At 63.5% G+C, this 14,923-nt stretch carries 12 protein-coding genes; 9 read left to right on the forward strand and 3 right to left on the reverse strand.

What is annotated here, in order from left to right; genetic code table 11:
* Positions 1 to 142 precede the first annotated feature (142 nt).
* Positions 143 to 805: a YggS family pyridoxal phosphate-dependent enzyme gene (locus NKH02_RS10885; RefSeq protein ID WP_352865048.1), complete on the reverse strand. Its 663-nt coding sequence runs from the start codon at positions 803 to 805 to the stop codon at positions 143 to 145.
* 155 nt (positions 806 to 960) lie between these two features.
* Between NKH02_RS10885 and leuS the strand changes: the two genes are divergently transcribed.
* From leuS to NKH02_RS10900, 3 genes are all read left to right on the forward strand, one after another.
* Positions 961 to 3,585: a leucine--tRNA ligase gene (leuS, locus tag NKH02_RS10890; protein WP_352878570.1), complete on the forward strand. Its 2,625-nt coding sequence runs from the start codon at positions 961 to 963 to the stop codon at positions 3,583 to 3,585.
* The gene (locus NKH02_RS10895) at positions 3,572 to 4,150 is read left to right on the forward strand and encodes an LPS assembly lipoprotein LptE (protein ID WP_352865043.1); all 579 of its coding nucleotides are present in this window, start codon (positions 3,572 to 3,574) and stop codon (positions 4,148 to 4,150) included. The genes leuS and NKH02_RS10895 overlap by 14 nt, the downstream gene beginning before the upstream one ends.
* A 224-nt stretch (positions 4,151 to 4,374) precedes the next feature.
* The gene (locus tag NKH02_RS10900) at positions 4,375 to 7,080 is read left to right on the forward strand and encodes a DNA translocase FtsK (RefSeq protein ID WP_352878573.1); all 2,706 of its coding nucleotides are present in this window, start codon (positions 4,375 to 4,377) and stop codon (positions 7,078 to 7,080) included.
* 73 nt (positions 7,081 to 7,153) lie between these two features.
* Here NKH02_RS10900 and fsa read toward each other — a convergent pair whose 3' ends face one another.
* Positions 7,154 to 7,810: a fructose-6-phosphate aldolase gene (gene fsa, locus NKH02_RS10905; RefSeq protein ID WP_352865039.1), complete on the reverse strand. Its 657-nt coding sequence runs from the start codon at positions 7,808 to 7,810 to the stop codon at positions 7,154 to 7,156.
* Between the two features lie 90 nt (positions 7,811 to 7,900).
* Between fsa and NKH02_RS10910 the strand changes: the two genes are divergently transcribed.
* Positions 7,901 to 10,084, forward strand: a complete 2,184-nt coding sequence (locus NKH02_RS10910; protein ID WP_352878576.1) for a primosomal protein N' — start codon at positions 7,901 to 7,903, stop codon at positions 10,082 to 10,084.
* 48 nt (positions 10,085 to 10,132) lie between these two features.
* Here NKH02_RS10910 and NKH02_RS10915 read toward each other — a convergent pair whose 3' ends face one another.
* Positions 10,133 to 10,378 (reverse strand): type II toxin-antitoxin system Phd/YefM family antitoxin, encoded by a 246-nt coding sequence (locus tag NKH02_RS10915; protein ID WP_352878578.1) that lies wholly within the window; start codon positions 10,376 to 10,378, stop codon positions 10,133 to 10,135.
* Positions 10,379 to 10,443: 65 nt separating this feature from the next.
* Between NKH02_RS10915 and NKH02_RS10920 the strand changes: the two genes are divergently transcribed.
* The 5 genes from NKH02_RS10920 to NKH02_RS10940 all read left to right on the forward strand — a co-directional run bounded on the left by NKH02_RS10920 (position 10,444) and on the right by NKH02_RS10940 (position 14,880).
* Positions 10,444 to 11,139, forward strand: coding sequence for an aspartate/glutamate racemase family protein (locus NKH02_RS10920; RefSeq protein ID WP_352878580.1), 696 nt, complete (start codon positions 10,444 to 10,446; stop codon positions 11,137 to 11,139).
* A gap of 93 nt (positions 11,140 to 11,232) precedes the next feature.
* Complete coding sequence (locus tag NKH02_RS10925) at positions 11,233 to 11,628, forward strand: AGROH133_08824 family phage infection protein (RefSeq protein WP_352878583.1); 396 nt, start codon at positions 11,233 to 11,235, stop codon at positions 11,626 to 11,628.
* A 246-nt stretch (positions 11,629 to 11,874) separates the two neighbouring features.
* Entirely contained in the window at positions 11,875 to 12,435 is a 561-nt protein-coding gene (locus tag NKH02_RS10930) for a F0F1 ATP synthase subunit delta (RefSeq protein ID WP_109664418.1), read from the forward strand.
* Complete coding sequence (gene atpA / locus NKH02_RS10935) at positions 12,435 to 13,964, forward strand: F0F1 ATP synthase subunit alpha (RefSeq protein WP_352865033.1); 1,530 nt, start codon at positions 12,435 to 12,437, stop codon at positions 13,962 to 13,964. The genes NKH02_RS10930 and atpA overlap by 1 nt, the downstream gene beginning before the upstream one ends.
* Before the next feature lie 31 nt (positions 13,965 to 13,995).
* Positions 13,996 to 14,880 carry a F0F1 ATP synthase subunit gamma gene (locus tag NKH02_RS10940; RefSeq protein ID WP_352878586.1) on the forward strand — a complete coding sequence of 295 codons (885 nt, stop codon included), beginning with the start codon at positions 13,996 to 13,998 and terminating at the stop codon, positions 14,878 to 14,880.
* Positions 14,881 to 14,923 lie beyond the last annotated feature (43 nt).

The following is a 14,923-nucleotide window of genomic DNA, read 5'->3' on the forward strand; positions in this document are numbered from 1 at the left end:
CTGGGCTGCTGCCCTTGGTGGGCGTGTTGGTTGCTCATGATGCCTCCTTCGACATTGCAAAGGAACGGCCATGATGGTCGCTCGGGTTCCCTGCTGGAATTAGGGAACGCCACCGACTTCGCAATGCGGTGCCATGACGCGGCTACCTGGCTCCGAAGATCGCCGAACCAACCCGGACACTGGTGGCGCCGAAGGCGATCGCCGTCTCGTAGTCGCCGGACATGCCCATCGACAGTTTGGCGACGCCGGCCTCTTGGCCAAGCTTCTCCAGCAGGGCAAAGTGCGGACCGGGATTTTCGTCGGCCGGCGGGATGCACATCAGGCCTTCGATGGCGAGGCCATGCACATCGCGGCAGCGGGCGACGAAGGCGACGGCCTCGCGCGGCTCGATGCCGGCTTTCTGCGGCTCGGAACCGGTGTTGACCTGGACGTAGAGTTTTGGTGCCAGGCGTTGCCTGGCAATCTCCTTGGCCAGTTCGGCGGCGATCTTCTCGCGATCGACCGTCTCGATGACATCGAACAACGTCACCGCTTCCTTGGCCTTGTTGGATTGCAGCGGACCGATCAGATGCAGTTCGATATCCGGGAAAGCCTCCTTCAGCGCCGGCCATTTGCCTTGCGCTTCCTGCACCCGGTTTTCGCCGAAGACGCGCTGACCGGCCTCGATGACCGGGCGTATATCGGCGGTGTCAAAAGTCTTGGAAACCGCGACCAGCGTCACCGCGCCAGCCTGGCGGCCAGCCTCGTGTTCTGCCGCAGCAATCTTGGCCTTGACCGTGAAAAACCGCTGAACGGCGTCGCCCATATGTAAATCCCGCTGTTTTGGCCCGCGTTTTTGTCAGACGCGATACCCATATGGTTGACGGGTTTGCCAAACCATGGTGAACACCCGGACCACATTCCCTGAACTGCCGAGCCGTCGCCCGCGGTTCGCGCATGCTTTTAAGTGAAAATAATCCCATGGCAACCGAACGATACAATCCGCGCGCGTCAGAGCCCAAATGGCAGAAGGCCTGGGACGCCAAGAAGCTGTTCGAAGCGCACAATGACGATCCGCGCCCGAAATACTACGTGCTGGAGATGTTCCCCTATCCGTCGGGGCGCATCCATATCGGCCATACCCGTAACTACACGATGGGCGACGTCGTGGCGCGCTACAAGCGGGCCAAGGGCTTCAACGTGCTGCACCCGATGGGCTGGGACGCCTTCGGCATGCCGGCCGAGAACGCGGCGATGCAGAACAAGGTCCATCCCAAGGAATGGACCTACCAGAACATCGCCACCATGCGCGAGCAGCTCAAGGTCATGGGCCTGTCGCTGGACTGGGCGCGCGAATTCGCCACCTGCGACGTCGACTACTACCACCGCCAGCAGATGTTGTTCCTCGATTTCGTCGAGAAGGGGCTGGTGACGCGCAAATCCTCCAAGGTCAATTGGGACCCGGAGGACATGACCGTGCTCGCCAACGAGCAGGTCATCGACGGACGCGGCTGGCGCTCGGGCGCGCTGGTCGAACAGCGCGAACTGACGCAGTGGTTCTTCAAGATCACCGACTTCGCGCAGGACCTGCTGGATTCGCTTGAGGGCCTCGACGAATGGCCGGAAAAAGTGAAGCTGATGCAACAGAACTGGATCGGCCGCTCGGAAGGCCTGCTGATCCGCTGGCCGCTGGCGGATGCTGCCGGTGGCGAGCATGAGCTGGAAGTCTATACGACACGGCCCGACACCATTTTCGGCGCTTCCTTCATGGCCGTCGCCGCCGATCATCCGCTGGCCAAGAAGGCCGCCGAGAGCAATCCGGCGCTGGCCAAGTTCATCGAGGATATCAGCCATGTGGGCACCTCCGCGGCGGCGCTGGAGACGGCTGAGAAGAAGGGTTTTGATACCGGCGTCCGGGTTGTTCACCCGTTTGACGACACATGGACGCTACCTGTCTACGTCGCCAATTTCGTGCTGATGGAATACGGCACCGGCGCCATTTTCGGTTGTCCGTCCGGTGACCAGCGCGACCTCGACTTCGCCAACAAATACGGCCTGCCGGTGATCCCGGTGGTGATGCCGGAGGGCGAGAATCCGGCGAGTTTCCAGATCATCGATGAAGCCTATGTCGACGACGGCGTGATGATCAACTCGCGCTTCCTCGACGGCATGAAGCCCGATCAGGCTTTCGACGAGGTGGCGAAACTGCTGGAACAGAAGACCATCGGCAACCGGCCGATGGCCGAGCGCAAGGTGAATTTCCGCCTGCGCGACTGGGGCATTTCGCGCCAGCGCTACTGGGGCTGCCCGATTCCGATGATCCATTGCGAGGATTGCGGCGTGGTGCCGGTGCCGAAGGCCGACCTGCCGGTCAAGCTGCCCGACGATGTCGATTTCGACCGGCCGGGCAATCCGCTCGACCGGCATCCGACATGGCGCCATGTGAAATGTCCGCGCTGCGGCAAGGATGCGCGGCGCGAAACCGACACGATGGATACATTCGTCGATTCGTCCTGGTATTTTGCCCGCTTCACCGCACCCTGGGCGCATGAGCCGACCGATCCAAACGCTGCGAATGAATGGCTGCCGGTCGACCAGTATATTGGTGGCATCGAGCACGCGATCCTGCATCTGCTCTATTCGCGCTTCTTCACCCGCGCCATGCGCGAGGCCGGCCATGTCGATCTGGCCGAGCCGTTCAAGGGCCTGTTCACGCAAGGCATGGTGGTGCACGAGACCTACCGCGTCGGCTCGGCATCGAATGGCCGCTGGCTGGCGCCCACCGAGGTTCGGCTGGAGGACGTCGACGGCAAGCGCCGCGCCATCGAGATCTCTACGGGCGAGACGGCGACGATCGGTCCGCTCGAAAAGATGTCGAAGTCGAAGAAGAACACGGTCAGTCCGGAAGACATCACCGATGGCTACGGCGCCGACACGGCGCGCTGGTTCATGCTGTCGGATTCACCGCCAGAGCGCGACGTCGAGTGGACCGACGAAGGCGCCGCCGGCGCGCATCGCTTCATCCAGCGCATCTGGCGCCTGGTGTCGACGGCGGCCGAGACGCTGGCCGGCATCGAGCCAACGGCGGCTGACAGCGGCGAGGCCGTTGTGGTTTCCAAGGCCGCGCACAAGATCCTGAAGGCGGTCGGCGAGGATATCGAGAAGCTCGCTTTCAACCGCGCCATCGCCCGTATCTACGAACTGGCCAACGCGCTGACCACGCCGCTCAATGAGGTGGCCGAAGGCAAGGCCGAAGCGGTGCTGAAAGGCGCCTGCCGGCAGGCCGTGGAGGTTCTGGTGCATCTGATCGCACCGGTCATGCCGCATCTGGCCGAGGAGTGCTGGAAAACGCTCGGCGGCACCGATCTGGTTGCCGAACGGCCGTGGCCGGTGTTCGATCCGGCGCTGGTCGTCGACAACGAAGTCACCTATCCGGTGCAGGTCAACGGCAAGAAGCGGGGAGATTTGACAATTGCCCGCGACGCGGACCAAGGTGCTGTCGAAAAAGCGGTATTGGCTCTCGACTTCGTGCAGAAAGCGCTCGAAGGAAAGGCTCCGCGCAAGGTGATCATCGTGCCGCAGAGGATCGTCAATGTCGTTGCCTGATCAGGAAAAAACAGGGCTGAGCCGTGTGCTGCGCCATATCGCGTTCGCCGGCCTGGTCGGCTCGCTCGCGCTTGTCTCGGCCTGCACGGTGCGGCCGCTCTATTCGAGCGCGGCGCTGTCGGGTTCGCAGGCGAGCGCCAGCGCCGAACTGGCTTCGATCGCCATCAAGCCGGTCGGCTCGCGTTATGCCCAGCAGGTGCGCAACAATCTGATTTTCGGGTTTGGACGAGGTGCCGGCGAGCCGGCCTCACCGGCCTATTCGCTCAATCTCGGCGTGACCGAAGCCGTCGAATCAGCGGCGCTTGTGCAGGTGGGAACCAACGAGGACGAACCGACCGCCGGTTCCGTGACGCTGACTGGCAACTATACGCTGTCCGACGCGAAGTCCGGCGTGGTCATCGCATCCGGCAAGCGTTCGATCACCTCGTCGTTCGACAGGCCGCGTCAGGAGTTCGCCGCGTACCGGGCGCAGATCGATGCCGAGAATCGCGCCGCGCGCGAACTGGCCGAAGCGCTGCAACTGTCCATCGCCCAGGATCTGGTCAGGCACGCGAAGGCCGGCTAGCGCGGCTTATCGGTCTAGCGCCCAAGCATCATCAAACTCCCCACGGCACAGCGAGCAGATCGCGCCACCGGCGTGCGCTGTGAGATGACGATCCGGCGGCGTCGTCCGCAAAGGTTTGTCACGACGATTTCGCTGCCCAAGGATCGTTGCCGATCCATCCGGGAAGCAACTGTTAACCACTCGCTCCCTATTGCTCGGCAGACATTTCAGAGTGAGTCTTGAGAATGGAAGCCAGGCGTTTTTCCCGGGTCAATTTACTGAAGGCAGCGTCGCCCGATGATCCCGAGGTGAAGCGTTACGACGGCATCGGCGACAAGGGCGGGCAGCGAACGTCTTCAGCTGCGGCAGGCAATCTTGATCGTCCGGCTCACACGGGGCTGGACGGCCGGCGGCCCGGCACACACCAGGCCGGCTATTCCGCGCCGGTTGTCGATCTCGGCGGCAACAAGCGGCCCTACATGGAGCCGAGGGGTAGCTCGAAGGAGGCGCCTTCGAAAGTCGGCGATATCGAAAGTCCTGCCTGGCAAGAATATTTCTTCCTCGCGCCCAACGTGCGTTTTACCCGCACACCGGACTATGAGGCCAAGAAGCATCGTCCGCGGCACGAGCGTATTGTCGAGCAAGGCAATGCAGACGCGCTCCCAAAGCAGCAGGCAGTCGCGCAAGCCATGGTTGACGAGGCATCCTCCGCGCCCTCGCTCCTGGCATTGCCGGCGTCGGTGAAAAGCCATGCCTCCCAGCCGCTGGCCGACCGAGGAGCCGCGCAAAGGCCGTCACCGCCGACCGCGGCTTTCGTTCCCCCGGGGCGCGCCAGGGAGAACGCGCGCGTCGTTGCTCCGGTGCCGCCGGTGACGGCCGCAACGGGACGAGCTTCCGCGCGCGGGATTGCCGCTCCGGGCGCGCCGATCAAACCGGCCACTGCCGAAAAGCCGCGCTGGCCCTATCTTTCGGATCACGCCTTCTTCGAGGCCATGGCACCCTATCTGGTCGATGTTTCGTCACAGGCCCGGCAGGCCAGCCCAGCCTCGCCTGCACCGGTCGCCGCGGTGCCTGTCGCCGCTGCGTGGGTCGGCATCCGCCCGCCGATAGTGACCGATGCCACCTCGCTGTTTCGCGTCATCGAATGTCTTCCAGGCCAAGCCTCGAAGCCGTTGCCGGATGTTTGGCCGGCAACCTCGAACGAGGCTCTCGCCCAGGCTGAAGTGCCAGCGAGCAACGCGTCACTGAAGGCCCAGCCCGCTGCAATCCCCGCTGCGGCGCGCGATGCCGTTCCCGTGCCCGCCCTCGCAAGTGGAGACGCCACTATCAGGGTGGCGACCGCGCGTCCTTCTTCACGCTTGCCTCGGACCGGCAAAACTGTGCCATCAAAATCGGGCGATCCCTATGAGCTTCCCCCGGAAGACCTGTTGCAACAGCCACCGGAGGGACAAGGCTTCTATATGTCGCAGGAGCGGCTCGAGCAGAACGCCGATTTGCTGGAAAGCGTGCTCGAGGATTTCGGTGTGCGCGGCGAGATCATTCATGTTCGCCCCGGCCCGGTCGTCACGCTCTATGAGTTCGAGCCGGCGCCGGGCGTCAAATCCTCTCGGGTCATCGGGCTTGCCGATGATATCGCCCGCTCCATGTCAGCGATTTCGGCGCGCGTCGCGGTCGTGCCTGGCCGCAACGTCATCGGCATCGAGCTTCCGAACGAGACGCGCGAAACCGTCTATTTCCGCGAGCTGATCGAATCGGAGGGCTTCCGCAAGACCAGCTGCAAGTTGGCGCTTTGTCTGGGCAAGACGATCGGCGGTGAGCCTGTCATCGCCGAGCTGGCGAAGATGCCTCACCTGCTCGTGGCCGGAACCACCGGCTCCGGCAAGTCGGTTGCCATCAACACCATGATCCTGTCGTTGCTCTACCGGCTGAAGCCGGAAGAATGCCGGCTGATCATGGTCGATCCCAAGATGCTCGAGCTCTCCGTCTATGACGGCATCCCGCATCTTCTGACGCCCGTCGTCACGGACCCCAAAAAAGCCGTCACCGCGCTGAAATGGGCGGTGCGCGAGATGGAGGACCGCTACCGCAAGATGGCGCGGCTCGGCGTGCGCAACATCGATGGCTACAATGAGCGCGCGGCCGCTGCCCGCGACAAGGGCGAGACGGTCGTCATGACCGTGCAGACCGGCTTCGAAAAGGGCACCGGCGAGCCGCTTTTCGAACAGCAGGAAATCGACCTTGCGCCGATGCCGTACATCGTCGTCATCGTCGACGAGATGGCCGACCTGATGATGGTCGCCGGCAAGGAGATCGAAGGCGCGATCCAGCGTCTGGCACAGATGGCGCGCGCTGCCGGCATTCACCTGATCATGGCAACGCAGCGCCCCTCGGTCGACGTCATCACGGGTACGATAAAGGCCAACTTCCCGACCCGGATTTCCTTCCAGGTAACATCGAAGATCGACAGCCGCACCATCCTTGGCGAGCAGGGCGCCGAACAGCTGCTCGGCCAGGGCGACATGCTGCACATGATGGGTGGGGGGCGCATTTCCCGCGTGCATGGTCCCTTCGTTTCAGATGCGGAGGTCGAGCACGTCGTGGCGCATCTGAAGGCTCAGGGCCGGCCTGAATATCTGGAAACCGTGACAGCCGAAGAGGATGAGGAAGAAGCCGAAGCCGACCAAGGCGCGGTCTTCGACAAGGGATCGGTTGCAGCCGAAGACAGTGATGCCATCTACGACGAGGCGGTCAAGGTGGTGGTGCGCGACAAGAAGTGTTCGACGTCGTACATCCAGCGCCGCCTCGGCGTCGGCTACAACCGCGCCGCATCCCTGGTCGAGCGGATGGAAAAGGAAGGGCTGGTCGGCGCCCCCAACCATGTCGGCAAACGCGAAATCATCATGGGCCGGCGCCAGCAGGCGAGCACGCCTGTCGACGATGGCACGGATTGATAGGCAGGTCGTTTGAAGCGCATATGAAAAAAGGCCGGTTGCCCGGCCTTTTTGTTGTTGACACGGTGTGACCTCAGCCGATCTTCTGGCCGGTCTTTGCCCAGTCGGCGAGGAAAGCGGCGAGGCCCTTGTCGGTCAGCGGATGGTTGACCAGCGCCTTCAGGGTCGCCGGCGGCGCGGTAACGACATCGGCGCCGATCAGGGCGGCCTGCTTGATATGGTTCACGGTGCGAACCGAAGCGACGAGGATCTCGGTCTGGAAATCGTAATTGTCGTAGATCTGCCGGATTTCCTGGATCAGCTCCATACCGTCCGAGCCGGTGTCATCGACGCGGCCGACGAAGGGCGAGATGAACGACGCGCCGGCCTTGGCCGCCAGCAGCGCCTGGTTGGCCGAAAAGCACAGCGTGACGTTGACCATACGGTTCATCTGGGTGCGGATCGTCTTGCAGGCCTTCAGTCCGTCGAGCGTCAACGGTACCTTGATGCAGACATTGGGCGCGATCTTGGCCAGCACCTCGGCCTCCGCCATCATGTCCTTGAATTCGGTCGCCACGACCTCCGCCGAGACCGGACCCTCGATGATATCGCAGATCTGCCTGGTGACGTCGGCGATCTTGCCGCCCGATTTGAGGATCAGCGACGGGTTGGTGGTGACGCCGTCGAGCAGTCCCAGATCGTTCAGCTCACGGATATCCTTGATGTCGGCGGTGTCGACAAAAAATTTCATGGCGGGTCTCCTGAAGATTTTTATGTGCATGCCATGCACATTCGGGGTCGGCCTTTGATCTAGACCAAAGTCAGGGCAAGGTCACGCCTCATGATCGAAGATTCGCCCTTTGTCGCGGCCGCACCGGTGCTGGTGCCGATGCCCGCCGAACGCCCCTACACCTATGCCGTGCCCGCCGGCATGCGCGTGGTGCCGGGCTCGATCGTGCGCGTGCCGCTCGGCCCTCGCCAGGTCGCCGGCATCGTCTGGGATGGCGCCGTCGAGAAGGTCGACGCGAAAAAGCTGCGCCCCATCGAACAGGTCTTCGACTGCCCGCCGATCGATCGCGCGATGCGCCGCTTCGTCGACTGGGTGGCGCAGTACACGCTGTCGCCACCGGGCATGGTGGCGCGCATGCTGCTCAGGGCACCCGAAGCATTCGATCCCGAACCATGGATCGAGGGGCTGCAGCGCACGCTTCTCGCACCCGATCGGATGACGGCTGCCCGAGAGCGTGTGCTGGAGACGGCTGAAGGCGGGCTGGCCTGGACGCGGTCCGGCCTCGCCCATGCTGCCGGCGTGTCGTCGACGGTGATCGACGGCCTGAGGGCGCAAGGCGTGTTCGAGACGGTGATGATCCCGCCGCGCCCGGTCGTGGCGGCACCCGATTCCAGCTACGCCATACCGGAATTGATGCCGGACCAGCGCGACGCCGCGCTGATGCTGCGCTCCAATGTCGCAGCCGGCGTGTTCAACGTCGCGCTGCTCGACGGCGTCACCGGATCGGGCAAGACGGAGGTTTATTTCGAGGCGGTGGCGGCCGCGCTCGACCAGGGCAAGCAGGTGTTGATCCTGCTGCCGGAAATCGCGCTGACGCATGCCTTTCTCGAGCGCTTCCAGCAGCGCTTCGGTGCCAAGCCGGGCGAATGGCATTCCGACCTGCCGCCCAGGATGCGCGAAAAAGTCTGGCGGCAAGTGGCGGAAGGCGGCGTGCGGGTCGTCGCCGGCGCGCGCTCGGCGCTGTTCCTGCCGTTCAAGGAGCTCGGCCTGATCGTCGTCGACGAGGAGCACGACCCTGCCTACAAGCAGGAAGACCGTGTTTTCTACAATGCGCGCGACATGGCAGTGGTGCGCGGTCATATCGGCAGTTTTCCGGTGGTGCTGGCATCGGCGACGCCATCGGTTGAAAGCCGCGTCAATGCGAGCCAAGGCAAATACAACAGAGCCGTCCTCTCTGCCCGTTTCGCCGAGGCGGCGCTTCCCCATCTCAAGGCAGTCGATATGCGCCGGGCACCCCCGGCGCGCGGCGGCTTCCTGTCACCGGTGCTGCTCGACCAGATGCGCCAGACGCTGGAGAGGAAGGAGCAGTCGCTGCTGTTCCTCAACCGGCGCGGCTATGCCCCGCTGACGCTGTGCCGGGTCTGCGGCCATCGCTTCGGCTGCCCGGTCTGCTCGGCCTGGCTGGTCGAGCACCGGTTTCGCGGCCAGCTCGTCTGCCATCATTGCGGGCACAATGAGCGCCGCCCCGAAGCCTGCCCTGAATGCGGGACACTGGATCATCTGGTCGCCTGCGGGCCAGGTGTCGAGCGCATCGCCGAAGAGGTCGTCGCGCATTTTCCCGACGCGCGCACCATCGTGCTGTCGTCCGACCTGATGGGCGGTGTGCGGCGGCTGCGGCTGGAGCTGGAAGCGATCGCCAATGGCGAGGCCGACATCGTCATCGGCACGCAGCTCGTCGCCAAGGGCCACAATTTCCCCAACATGACGCTGGTGGGCGTCGTCGATGCCGATCTCGGCCTTGCCAATGGCGATCCGCGCGCCGCCGAGCGCACCTTCCAGCTGCTCAGCCAGGTGACCGGCCGCGCCGGCCGCACCGGCAAGAAGAGCCTTGGCCTGCTGCAGACCTTCCAGCCCGAGCATCCGGTGATGCGGGCGATCGTCTCCGGCGACGCCGAGGCGTTTTACGAGCGCGAGATCGCCGAGCGCGAGCGGGCCGCCCTGCCGCCCTTCGGCCGGCTGGCCGGTGTCATCGTCAGCGCGGTGACGCGGGCCGAAGCCGAGGGCCATGCGCGCGGCCTGCGCCGCGCCGCGCCCGAGGCCGCCGACCTGTTCGTGCTCGGCCCGGCCGAGGCGCCGCTCTCCTTGCTCGGCGGCCGCCACCGCTTTCGCCTGCTGATCCAGGGCGAACGGCGCGCCGACATGCAAGGCTTCATCCGCGCCATGCTGGCCAACGGGCCGAAGCAGCGCGGCTCGGTCAGGGTGCAGGTCGACATCGACCCGCAGAGCTTTTTGTAAGTTGAACGCCGTCGGCCACTCTCGGCAAATGGGTTCATCGAGAGCGGATCAAAATTCGACGTCCCTCAATGGCGATTCATTTCGCTCAAGTTCGATGCCGCCCGGATACCGAAGCAAAAAGTCCCCGAAATTTTCCTGGCTGTCTTGCGGATAAAGCTTTCGCCCTTCAGCAACCGGAATGACCATGGTGGTCGGCCTGCCGTTTCTCGTGACAATGGTTGGCTCGTCGTTTCCTGCGGCATCGACGATTGCCGAGAGTCTCGCCTTGGCCTGCCGAAGCTCAATAGTTTTCACGACGACCTCCCTTATAGTCTCGTGTGTTTATGATATCGGGATTACCCAGCAAAGGAACAGCCCTTATGAAAACCCTTGGCCTTCTGGGCGGCATGAGCTGGGAATCGACCGCCATCTACTATCGCCTGCTGAATGAGGTCGTGCGCGAGCGGCTCGGCGGGCTGCATTCGGCCAAATTGCTGCTGTGGTCATTCGACTTCACCGAAATCGCCGAGCGGCAGCATCGTGGCGACTGGGACGGCGCCGGCGTGCTTCTCGTCGAAGCGGCGCGCAAGCTCGAGGCGGGCGGCGCGGAAGGCTTGCTTCTGTGCACCAACACCATGCACAAACTGGCCGACCAGGTGCAGGCGTCGGTGTCGATCCCGCTGATCCACATCGCCGACGCCACGGCGGTCGCGGTCAAGCGCGCCGGCATGCAGCGCCCGGCACTGCTGGCGACGCGGTTCACCATGGAGCAGGATTTCTACAAGAGCCGGCTCGCCGACAAATACGGCCTGCGGCCCGTCGTCCCCAATGCTACCGGGCGCGACATGATCCATCGCGTCATCTACGAGGAATTGTGCCAGGGCATCGTCACCGAAGCCTCCAAGGCGGCTTATATCGCCGAGACCGAACGCCTGCGCCGCGATGAGGCCGCCGACAGCGTCATCATGGGCTGCACCGAGATTACCATGCTGATCGGTCAGCAGGATTTCGACATTCCGGTCTTCGACACGACGCGCATCCATGCCGAGGCGGCGGTCGAATTCGCGCTGGGCTGACAGGCTTCCGCAAATTGCCGGACTCCATCTGGCGTCGTTTCTTTCCTTCGCTAGAATGCCCGGAATTTCAAAACAGGCATTCGAGGGGACAAGATGGATTTTGCGCTTCCGTGGCCGACGAGCCAGGGCGAATGGCTGGCATGGTCGAGCGCCGTCGTCACCGTGTTGCTCGGGCTTTTGTTCTTTCTGGCACCCAGCCTCGCCTTCCGTGCCCTGCGCTTGCAAGTCAAGCCCGAGAAGACGGCGGCGATCGCCGAGGGGCGCGGCAGGATGTCGGGCTTCTATCTGGGTGTCGGCCTGTGCTGTATCCTGCTGGCGCAGCCGCTGATCTACATGGCGCTCGGCTTCTCCTGGCTGTTCACCGCCTTTGGCCGGCTGCTGTCGATGATGTCGGATGGCGCCAACACGCCTTTCAATTGGGTTTCCATCGTGGTGGAATTGGTGCTGGCGGCGTTGCCGCTCGCCTTTGCCTTCGGCTTTCTGCCTTGAATCGTTGGGTATTCCGCGATGGAAGACGGGTGACTTTCGCCGGATGCGACAATAGTGCCTGAAAACCATGCGGAACGACGCATTGCGGTCTTAAAATGCCTGTGCTAGACGGCAATCGACTTTCGGCCGGGGATAGCGGAAGCCGCGCCTCCGTGCTCGAAAAAATGCAGTAAGGTCAAAGATTTAGCCAGAGTTTTTGCTCGCGCCAACAATCTACGGCCTGTCAGACAAGAGAAAAGACGGTCCGTGGCTCAATCGTCATCGCCAATCTCAGGTGTCGCAGAACGGTATGCGGGTTCGCTGTTCGAACTCGCCCTGCAGGCAAATTCCGTCGCCAAGGTCGAAGCCGATCTCAACAGCTTCGAAGCCATGCTCGCGGGCAGCGCGGACCTTACCCGGCTGATCAACAGCCCGGTGTTCTCCAGCGAGGACCAGGCCAAAGCCATCGCGGCGATCGCCGACAAGGCCGGCATTACCGGCCTCACCGGCAATTTTCTGCGCGTCGTCGCCAGAAACCGCCGGCTGTTCGCCATTCCCGGCATGATCAGGGCGTTCCGCCAGATCGCCGCCGAACATCGTGGCGAAACCGCTGCTGAAGTGACGTCGGCTCACGAGCTGACGGCTGCCCAGCAAACCGAACTCAAGGCGGCGCTGAAGAGCGTTGCCGGCAAGGACGTGGCCATCTCCGTCACCGTCGATCCGTCGCTGCTCGGCGGGCTGGTGGTCAAGATGGGCTCGCGTCAGATCGATACGTCGCTCAAAACCAAACTCAATTCGCTCAAGCTTGCACTGAAAGAGGTCGGCTGATGGACATCCGCGCCGCGGAAATTTCCGCAATTCTGAAAGACCAGATCAAGAATTTCGGCAAGGAGGCCGAGGTCTCCGAAGTTGGACAGGTGCTGTCCGTCGGTGACGGTATCGCCCGCGTCTACGGTCTCGACAATGTCCAGGCCGGCGAAATGGTCGAATTTCCCGGCGGCATTCGCGGCATGGCGCTCAACCTCGAAGCCGACAATGTCGGCGTCGTCATCTTCGGCGCCGACCGCGACATCAAGGAAGGCGACATCGTCAAGCGCACCGGCGCCATCGTCGACGTCCCCGTCGGCCCCGGCCTGCTCGGCCGCGTCGTCGACGCGCTCGGCAATCCGATCGACGGCAAGGGGCCGATCAAGGCAGTCGAGCGCAAGCGCGTCGACGTCAAGGCGCCCGGCATCATCCCGCGCAAGTCGGTGAACGAGCCGATGTCGACCGGCCTCAAGGCCATCGATGCGCTGATCCCGGTCGGCCGAGGCCAGCGCGAGCTGGTCATCGGCGATCGCCAGACCGGCAAGACCGCCATCATCCTCGACACGATGCTCAACCAGAAGTCGGTGCACGACAACGGCCCCGAAAAGGAAAAGCTCTACTGCGTCTACGTCGCCGTCGGCCAGAAGCGCTCGACCGTCGCGCAGTTCGTCAAGGTGCTGGAAGAGCGCGGCGCGCTCGAATACTCGATCATCATCGCCGCCACCGCTTCCGACCCGGCGCCGATGCAGTTCCTGGCGCCGTTCGCCGGTGCCACCATGGGCGAGTACTTCCGCGACAACGGCATGCATGCGCTGATCAGCTATGACGATCTGTCGAAGCAGGCCGTCGCCTATCGCCAGATGTCGCTGCTGCTGCGCCGCCCGCCGGGCCGCGAAGCCTATCCCGGCGACGTCTTCTACCTGCATTCGCGCCTGCTCGAGCGCGCCGCCAAGCTCAACGACGATCTGGGCGGTGGTTCATTGACCGCTTTGCCGATCATCGAAACGCAGGCCAACGACGTGTCGGCCTACATCCCGACCAACGTGATCTCGATCACCGACGGCCAGATCTTCCTCGAAACCAACCTGTTCTTCCAGGGCATCCGTCCTGCGGTGAACGTCGGCCTCTCGGTCAGCCGCGTCGGCTCCGCCGCGCAGATCAAGGCGATGAAGCAGGTTGCCGGCTCGATCAAGGGCGAGCTCGCGCAGTACCGCGAAATGGCGGCTTTCGCGCAGTTCGGCTCGGATCTCGACGCCGCCACGCAGCGCCTGCTCAACCGCGGATCGCGCCTGACCGAACTCCTGAAGCAGCCGCAGTTCTCGCCGCTGAAGACGGAAGAGCAGGTCGCGGTGATCTTCGCCGGCGTCAACGGCTATCTCGACAAGCTGCCGGTCAACCAGGTCGGCAAGTTCGAGCATGGCCTGCTCAGCCACATGCGTGCGGCCGGCAAGGACGTTCTCGAAGCCATCCGCAACGAAAAGGCGCTGTCGGACGATCTGCGCGCCAAGCTGAAGGCTGAGATCGATGCTTTCGCCAAGACCTTCGCCTGAGCGAAGCGCAAGACGGGATCAGGTTTGAAGCATGCCTTCATTAAAAGACCTTCGTAACCGTATCGCCTCGGTCAAGGCGACGCAGAAGATCACCAAGGCGATGCAGATGGTTGCCGCGGCGAAGCTGCGCCGTGCGCAAGAGGCCGCGGAAGCAGCGCGCCCCTATTCGGAGCGCATGGGTTCCGTGCTGGCCAACATCACCCAGGCGATCGGTGGCGGCGGCGATGCCCCGGCGCTGATGACCGGCACCGGCAAGGACGACGTGCATCTGCTCGTGGTCTGCACAGCCGAGCGCGGCCTGTGCGGTGGCTTCAATTCGCAGATCGCCCGCGTCGCCCGCGACCACATCCGCAAGCTGCTGGCCGACGGCAAGCAGGTCAAGATCATCTGCGTCGGCAAGAAGGGTTTCGACATCCTGCGCCGCGACTATGCATCGCTGATCATCGACCGTGTCGATCTGCGCGAGGTCAAGACGCTCGGCTTCGTCAATGCCGACGCCATCGCCAAGAAGGTCATCCAGCTCTTCAACGAGGGCGGCTTCGACATCTGCACGCTGTTCTATTCGCAGTTCAAGTCGGTGATCAGCCAGATTCCGACCGCGCAGCAGATCATCCCGGCCGGCATTGCTTCGGCTCCGGCGGAAGTGACGGATGGCGGCAACGCCGTCCACGAGTACGAACCGGAGCCGGGCGAAATCCTCTCCGACCTTATTCCGCGCAACATCTCGGTGCAGGTTTTCCGGGCGCTGCTCGAAAACGCGGCCGGCGAAATGGGCGCCAAGATGAGCGCCATGGACAATGCGACGCGCAACGCCGGCGAGATGATCAACAAGCTGTCGATCACCTACAACCGCCAGCGGCAGGCGCAGATCACCAAGGAACTGATCGAAATCATTTCGGGCGCCGAGGCGCTCTAGGCGCGGTCCGCGGGTCATCGACCCGCGACCGGACCGCGTGAGA

The sequence above is a fragment of the Mesorhizobium sp. M1396 genome, from assembly GCF_040317725.1.
Lineage (GTDB): Bacteria > Pseudomonadota > Alphaproteobacteria > Rhizobiales > Rhizobiaceae > Mesorhizobium.

What these genes read in the sequence shown, in the direction of transcription:
- fsa (WP_352865039.1), bottom strand. Translation starts at nt 7,810, where the DNA reads ATGAAATTTTTTGTCGACACCGCCGACATCAAGGATATCCGTGAGCTG.
- NKH02_RS10900 (WP_352878573.1), top strand. Translation starts at nt 4,375, where the DNA reads ATGGAAGCCAGGCGTTTTTCCCGGGTCAATTTACTGAAGGCAGCGTCG.
- leuS (WP_352878570.1), top strand. Translation starts at nt 961, where the DNA reads ATGGCAACCGAACGATACAATCCGCGCGCGTCAGAGCCCAAATGGCAG.
- NKH02_RS10895 (WP_352865043.1), top strand. Translation starts at nt 3,572, where the DNA reads ATGTCGTTGCCTGATCAGGAAAAAACAGGGCTGAGCCGTGTGCTGCGC.
- NKH02_RS10910 (WP_352878576.1), top strand. Translation starts at nt 7,901, where the DNA reads ATGATCGAAGATTCGCCCTTTGTCGCGGCCGCACCGGTGCTGGTGCCG.
- NKH02_RS10925 (WP_352878583.1), top strand. Translation starts at nt 11,233, where the DNA reads ATGGATTTTGCGCTTCCGTGGCCGACGAGCCAGGGCGAATGGCTGGCA.
- atpA (WP_352865033.1), top strand. Translation starts at nt 12,435, where the DNA reads ATGGACATCCGCGCCGCGGAAATTTCCGCAATTCTGAAAGACCAGATC.
- NKH02_RS10940 (WP_352878586.1), top strand. Translation starts at nt 13,996, where the DNA reads ATGCCTTCATTAAAAGACCTTCGTAACCGTATCGCCTCGGTCAAGGCG.
- NKH02_RS10920 (WP_352878580.1), top strand. Translation starts at nt 10,444, where the DNA reads ATGAAAACCCTTGGCCTTCTGGGCGGCATGAGCTGGGAATCGACCGCC.
- NKH02_RS10885 (WP_352865048.1), bottom strand. Translation starts at nt 805, where the DNA reads ATGGGCGACGCCGTTCAGCGGTTTTTCACGGTCAAGGCCAAGATTGCT.